This is a genomic window from Kitasatospora sp. NPDC004240, assembly GCF_053603215.1.
In genome coordinates, this window is record NZ_JBSGFD010000328.1 from 1 (window position 1) to 5897 (window position 5897).

Genomic DNA, 5897 nt, shown 5'->3' on the forward strand with positions numbered 1-5897 from the left:
GCCCCTCCCCCCCCCCACCCCGGGCCGTGGGGCTCGCTCCCCCCCCTCCCCCCCACGGCCAGGCCTACCAGACCTGGACCATCCAGACCCCTGACCGTCGGACCACCCCGCGGGGGCGGGAGGACACCAGGTCCTCCCGCCCCTGCTCCCTTCGCTCCCCGGCAGTGAGCGGCCCCGGGGCACGGTCACCGCCGCCAGGTCCTTCGCGGTGAAGTGGATACGCAGCACATCGCCCCCGATGTCCGGATTCCCCGTGGTCGTGTCGGCCGACCAGTGACATTCGGCTCCATCCGTAGGTCGTTGTCGATGCAACTCTCGGCCAAGGAAGCTGTGTTCGGAACAACGCCGGAACAACGCCGGGGCGGTGCCGGGGCCGGCCGGGGTACGTGGCCCAGGCCGGTAGGGGCCGCCTGCGCGCCGAGGCGCGGCCGCCCGTGCGTTGCGCATCGACGTACGAGCCGGCGTCGGACCGTACGAAGGAGCACCGTCACGGGCCCGGTCGCCGGTGCGCCTCGTCGTGCCGCTCCCGATTTCTCCTGGAAAGGAAACCGATGGCCGATTCTCGGCACTCAGCCCTTCGTCTCCAGGGGGAGGCGAGGCGACCGGCGAACGCGTCGGAGCGCCCGACGGCACCGACCGGGCCGTCCCCGCGGCCCGGCTCGGGTGTGACGGCGATGGAGCTGTTGTCCTGCATGGACGAGTTGAGGCGCTGGTCCGGGCTGACCTACCGTCAGATAGCGCGGCAGGCGGAAGAGTGCGGTGATGTCCTGCCGCCCAGTACCCTCTGCACGGCCCTGGGCCGGCGGACCCTGCCGCAGGCGAGGGTGGTGATCGCGTTCGTCCGTGCCTGCGCGGGGGAGGGCGAGGTGCAGGCGTGGGCGGCGGCCTACGAGTCGGTGGCCCGGGCCGAGCACGCCCTGCGGCAGGTGGGGGCCGACGGGCCGGACCGGTCCCGCGCCGGGGACGGCGTCGCCCGGAACGGCCCGGCGCCGAAGGCCGATCCGGTGCTCGCAGGCCCGCACCGGCCGCCGCTCCCGCGCGCCCTCGCGGTGGGCGCGTGCTCCTTCGTGTGCGGCGCGGCCGTGATGAGGGTCCTCTGGGTCGCCCGGCGAGGCCGGCGCGGGCGCGGTGGGTCGAAGCCGCTCCCGCCGCGATGAGGCGGCGGCGCCCGCCCCCGCCGTACCGCGCGAACAGGCGTACACCGACGGCCGGGAGTCCCCCGCCCGCCGCGAGCGGTGGCCAGGGTGAAGGGCGCACGTCGTGGGGCCGACGTGGTGGGAGCCGGTGTGGAACAGGGCTCCTGGTCCTGTTCGGCACACCCCGGAGCTGTCCGGGACGTGTCCCGGACGCCGTCTCCCCTTGCCGCCTCTGACCGGTCCGCCACAAGGTGAGGTTGCCGTCGGGCCGACCCGGGCCCGCGGCGCAACCCTCCCAGTCGGATGGAGCACCGGCATGCGAGTTCGAGTCCTCACCGCCGCCGCGGGCATCGCGGCCCTGGCCGTCCTGGCGACCCCGGTCGCCGCCCAGGCGGCCACCCCGGCCACCCCGGCCGCCCCGTCGGCCCCGGCCGCCTCCGCCGCGGACTCCACCGCGCTGCTGTACAAGTGGCGGCCCACCAACGACGTCTACGGCAAGCAGGCCGACTGCAACCGGCGGGCGGCCTGGTGGTTCGACACCCACGCCGACGTCTACGGCGCCGAGTGCCGCTGGAACAGCGGCCTCGGCAAGTGGCAGGTCTGGATCCAGCGGTAGGAACGGCCACCCCGGAGCCGACGGGCATCGGGCAGCCACCCACCACAGGGCCCGTCCCGGAGCTCGTCGCCCGGGACGGGCCGGCGAACGCCTCACGCGGCCACGGGCCGCTCCAACGGCCGGCCTCCCTCGAACGAACCCGCCGCGGTCCGCCCACCCATGTGGTTCACTGTTCCAAAACGGAGCTACGCTCCAAGTTGGCCCGATGATCCAAGTTGGCACAGCGCTCCAAATGTGTCATCGTCGGGGCATGCCAACGCGAGCGCGCCGGACTCGGCGGCGTAACCAGGTGCTCTCCCGGGAGCAGATCATCGAGACCGCGATCGACCTCCTCGACACCGGTGGCGAGGGCGCCCTGACCGTCCGGGCGATGACCGATCGCCTGTCCACCGGGTCGGGGGCGATCTACTACCACGTCGGCAACCGGGACGAACTGCTGGACACGGCGACGGAAACCGTGATCACCACGGCTCTGGCAACCGAGCCCGCCGGGGCACGGGCCACACCCGAGGACGAGATCCGCGTCGTCGCACTGGCCCTGTTCGACGCCGTCGCCGAACACCACTGGCTCGCCACGCGGTTGACCCTCCAGATCATCCGCAACCCCGTCGGCCCGGTGACGGTGGGGATCTTCGAAAGGCTCGGCCGGCAGGTGGGCGCCCTGGGCGTCCCCCGGGCCCGCTGGTTCGACGCCGCCTCGACGCTCGTGCACTACGTCCTCGGCGCGATCAGCCAGAACGCCCGCGTCGAGGGGGACACCTCGGGCATCGACCCCGCCGCGGACCGCGAGGAGCTCTTCGACGCGACCTCGCAGGCGTGGCAGGACCTCGACGCCGAGTCCTACCCGTTCATGCACGCCGTCGCCGGCCAGATGAGAGAGCACGACGACCGCGAGCAGTTCCTCACCGGCATCGCCGTCGTCCTCGACGGCCTCACCCGCCTGCGCTGACCCCGCCGCCCCACCGGGCCGGGCAGCCGACCGGACCTCCCTGAACGGAGATCTCTCATGCATGACGTGGTGATCGCGGGCGGCGGCCCGGTCGGCCTGTTCCTGGCCGGCGAACTGGCCCTGTCCGGCTGCTCGGTCCTGATCCTCGAACGGGACCGGGAACCCACCTCACCGCTGAAGGCGCTCCCGCTCGGCCTACGGGGCCTGAACGCCGGCTCGGCCGAGACCCTCCACCGCCGCGGCCTGCTCGAAGCGGTGCTGGACGCCTCCGGAGCCGACGGGAAGAAGGTCGGCGCCGACCCCGACGCGAGTGAGGCGCCCGCTCCCCGCGACGTGTCCCACTTCGCGGGCATGGGCCTGGACGCGGGTGGCATCGACACGTCCGCCCTGCCGTTGCGGCTGCCCGGCCCGGTGCGCGACGACCTCGGACTCACCGCCCTGCTCATCCGGCCGGACGGCATCGTGGCATGGGCGGACGACCACCCCGACACCGAGGCGTTCCAACAGGCCGCGACCCGCTGGCTCGGCCACCCGCACGACTGAAGCTTGTTGCAGAGGGGTCGTCGATGTCGACGGTGACGATCCCGGGCGGATACGGCTCCGCACGGGCCCGGCGGTGTACCGTCCGGCATGCCGGAACCCCGGCCCGTCCGGGAGGGCGGCCCGGCGCCGCCCGTGCCCCGGTTGGCCACCGGATGAGCGGGTAACCCGGAGTTATGGGCACTGGCACCGGCATGACAGACGGTGACGACGAGCTCACCCCGGATGCGGGCGGCCGTCCGACCGTCGGCGTCGAGGAGGAGTACCTGCTGCTCGACCCGGACAGCGGCCTGCCGCTGCCGCACGTCGACGCGGTGCAGGAGGCGGCCGGGCTGCACCCCGCCGTGCACCACGCCGAGCTGCAGAACGAGCTGCTCCAGGCACAGGTCGAGGTGGCCACCCCGGTCTGCCGGGACCTCGCCGAGGTCGGCGGCCATCTGCTGCGCCTGCGGCACGCGCTCGCGGCCGCCGCCGAGACGGCCGACTGCCGGCTCGCCGCGTGCGGCACCGCCCCGTACGCGCCCTCCACGCCCCCGGCGATCGTCGACGCCCCGCGGTACCGCTCCATCAGGCGGAACATGTCGCGGCTGGCCGACGAGGCGCTCATCAACGGCATGCACGTGCACGTGGCCGTGCCCGACCCGCAGACGGGCGTCGAGGTGGTGAACCGCCTGCGGCCCTGGCTGCCGGTGCTGATCGCGCTGTCGGCCAACTCGCCGCTGTGGTACGGCTCCGACACCGGCTACGCGAGTTGGCGCACGGTGGTCTTCAGCCGCTGGCCGATCAGCGGGATCCCGCCGTACTTCGCGGACGCGGAGGACTACGAGCGCCGCATCGACCACCTGCTGGAGGCCCGGCTGATCCGCGACCGCGGACAGGTGTACTGGCAGGCCCGGCTCTCGGCGAAGTTCCCGACCGTCGAGCTGCGCGCGATGGACGTCCAGCTGCGCGCCGACGAGGCGGTGATGCTGACCGGGCTGGTGCGCGCCCTGGTCGTCACGGCGATGCGGGAGGCGGCCGCCGGACGTCCCGCGCCGGAGCGGGCGCCGGAGAGCCTGGAAGGCGCGGGGTGGCACGCCGCCCGGTACGGCATGGACGGCACCCTGCACGATCCGGCGACGGGACTGTCCCGGCCGGCCGGCGAGCTCGTCGCCTCCATGCTGGCCGCGCTCGCCCCGGTCATGGACGAACTGGGCGACACCCGCGCGGTGGTCCCGCTGGTCGACCGCCTGCTGAACGAGGGCAACGGCGCCGAACGCCAGCGCCGGCACCTGGCGGAACACGGGCGCTCCGGACTGATCGCGATGATCGCGGGGGAGAGCGCGGCGGCCTGAGCGGGATGGCCCGAGCGGGATGGCCCGAGCGTGGCGGGGGTCCCGTGCGGACATTCGGTGTCCGGACGGGCGTTCGTAGCCGCTTACTCGTTGGGGTGGGTCGACGGCGGGTGGTCTGTACCCGCATCGCTCGCTTGGCTTGAATCGACCCACTTCGTCGGAGGTGGAGCCGCGCGCGGCACCACCCCCGACCTCCAGCACCCACCGATGAAGTGGAGTCGGCCGTGACCCCTGTGCACGATGGCGTCTACGCGATCGCCAAGTCCGATGAGCAGTTGCTCACCCTCCAGGCCGGCAAGGAGTTCGTGGTCCTGCTGCCCCCGACCGGCGAACCCGGCGAGCAGGAGTGGCAGGTGAGCGGCGTCGCCAACGGAAACGTCGTCATCAAGAACCTCCGGCACGGCAGCTACATCGGCCTGGACGGACCGGTGGAGGAGAACCAGCAGGTCCGCGGCACCGCCGAGCCCTTCGAATGGGTGCTGCGCCAGAGTGCCGAGCGGTTCACGTTCCACGTCGTCGTCCCGGGCGGCCCGGTCGACGGCCGGGAACTGGCGCTGGACCTCAGCGTGCTGGACATCTTCCCGCAGCGCACCGCGCTGCGGCCGCTGGAGGTGAACGATCAGGGGCAGGCCTGGCTGTTCCAGTTCCACGAGTAGGACCGGTTTCCTCGGCCGGCTGCTGCGGAGCCGGCCGAGGTGGCCGTGAGGTGGAGCGCATGGTCACCACCACCCACGCCTCGCGCGTCGAGCGCTATCGAGCCGTGGCCACGAGATACGACAGACGTACCGTTTGCTCTGAAGCGACCGTGCCGGTCGCAGCCGTCAACGAGTGGCTGTGACCGGCACGGTCGCAACGCTCCTTCAGTGGACGCAGAACTCGTTGCCGACCGGGTCCTGCAGAACGGTCCAGGTGAGACCCGGAATGCTGTGCTCACCGACGACGCTCGCCCCCAGGGCGACCAGCCGCTCCACCTCCTCCGCCGGGCTCGTGCCGGGCGCGGCGGCGAAGTCGACGTGCACCCGGTTCTTGCCCTGCCGCTTCTCGGCCACACGCTGGAAACCCAGCGCCAGCGGTTGCGCCGTGACGATGACGAATTCGCCGTGGTCCTCGGCGATCTCGCCCCCCAGCGCGGTGGCCCACCACTGGGCCAGCTCCCGCGGTTCCGAACAGTCCACCGTGATCATCACTGCTGCCAGACTCATGGCCGTCACCCTAACCACGACCACCGACATTGATGCTGATACTCAGGTTCCGGTGGTCGTGGCTCTGCCACTGACTGACGTCCTGCTGGACTGTCTTCGCGTTGTTCTGTCCGGCCGCCG

At 72.7% G+C, this 5897-nt stretch carries 8 protein-coding genes; 7 read left to right on the top strand and 1 reads right to left on the bottom strand.

Going from position 1 to position 5897, the window contains the following annotated elements; translation table 11 throughout:
* Positions 1-692: 692 nt before the first annotated feature.
* From ACWEQL_RS40345 to ACWEQL_RS40375, 7 genes are all read left to right on the top strand, one after another.
* Positions 693-1157 (top strand): hypothetical protein, encoded by a 465-nt coding sequence (locus ACWEQL_RS40345; RefSeq protein WP_452156265.1) that lies wholly within the window; start codon positions 693-695, stop codon positions 1155-1157.
* Between the two features lie 295 nt (positions 1158-1452).
* Entirely contained in the window at positions 1453-1752 is a 300-nt protein-coding gene (locus ACWEQL_RS40350; RefSeq protein WP_452156267.1) for a hypothetical protein, read from the top strand.
* A 250-nt stretch (positions 1753-2002) separates the two neighbouring features.
* Entirely contained in the window at positions 2003-2701 is a 699-nt protein-coding gene (locus ACWEQL_RS40355; RefSeq protein ID WP_452156269.1) for a TetR/AcrR family transcriptional regulator, read from the top strand.
* Between the two features lie 57 nt (positions 2702-2758).
* The gene (locus tag ACWEQL_RS40360; RefSeq protein WP_452156271.1) at positions 2759-3244 is read left to right on the top strand and encodes an aromatic-ring hydroxylase C-terminal domain-containing protein; all 486 of its coding nucleotides are present in this window, start codon (positions 2759-2761) and stop codon (positions 3242-3244) included.
* 173 nt (positions 3245-3417) lie between these two features.
* Entirely contained in the window at positions 3418-4575 is a 1158-nt protein-coding gene (locus ACWEQL_RS40365; RefSeq protein ID WP_452156273.1) for a carboxylate-amine ligase, read from the top strand.
* A 224-nt stretch (positions 4576-4799) separates the two neighbouring features.
* Positions 4800-5231 (top strand): hypothetical protein, encoded by a 432-nt coding sequence (locus tag ACWEQL_RS40370; RefSeq protein ID WP_452156275.1) that lies wholly within the window; start codon positions 4800-4802, stop codon positions 5229-5231.
* 59 nt (positions 5232-5290) lie between these two features.
* Positions 5291-5413, top strand: a complete 123-nt coding sequence (locus ACWEQL_RS40375; protein ID WP_452156277.1) for a hypothetical protein — start codon at positions 5291-5293, stop codon at positions 5411-5413.
* Between the two features lie 22 nt (positions 5414-5435).
* On the opposite strand, the gene ACWEQL_RS40380 is transcribed toward ACWEQL_RS40375, so the two are convergent.
* Positions 5436-5777 (bottom strand): VOC family protein, encoded by a 342-nt coding sequence (locus tag ACWEQL_RS40380; RefSeq protein ID WP_452156279.1) that lies wholly within the window; start codon positions 5775-5777, stop codon positions 5436-5438.
* Positions 5778-5897: the final 120 nt, after the last annotated feature.

Coding starts and splice junctions, on each gene's coding strand:
- ACWEQL_RS40345 (WP_452156265.1), top strand. CDS start 693: ATGGACGAGTTGAGGCGCTGGTCCGGGCTGACCTACCGTCAGATAGCG.
- ACWEQL_RS40350 (WP_452156267.1), top strand. CDS start 1,453: ATGCGAGTTCGAGTCCTCACCGCCGCCGCGGGCATCGCGGCCCTGGCC.
- ACWEQL_RS40355 (WP_452156269.1), top strand. CDS start 2,003: ATGCCAACGCGAGCGCGCCGGACTCGGCGGCGTAACCAGGTGCTCTCC.
- ACWEQL_RS40360 (WP_452156271.1), top strand. CDS start 2,759: ATGCATGACGTGGTGATCGCGGGCGGCGGCCCGGTCGGCCTGTTCCTG.
- ACWEQL_RS40365 (WP_452156273.1), top strand. CDS start 3,418: ATGGGCACTGGCACCGGCATGACAGACGGTGACGACGAGCTCACCCCG.
- ACWEQL_RS40375 (WP_452156277.1), top strand. CDS start 5,291: ATGGTCACCACCACCCACGCCTCGCGCGTCGAGCGCTATCGAGCCGTG.
- ACWEQL_RS40380 (WP_452156279.1), bottom strand. CDS start 5,777: ATGAGTCTGGCAGCAGTGATGATCACGGTGGACTGTTCGGAACCGCGG.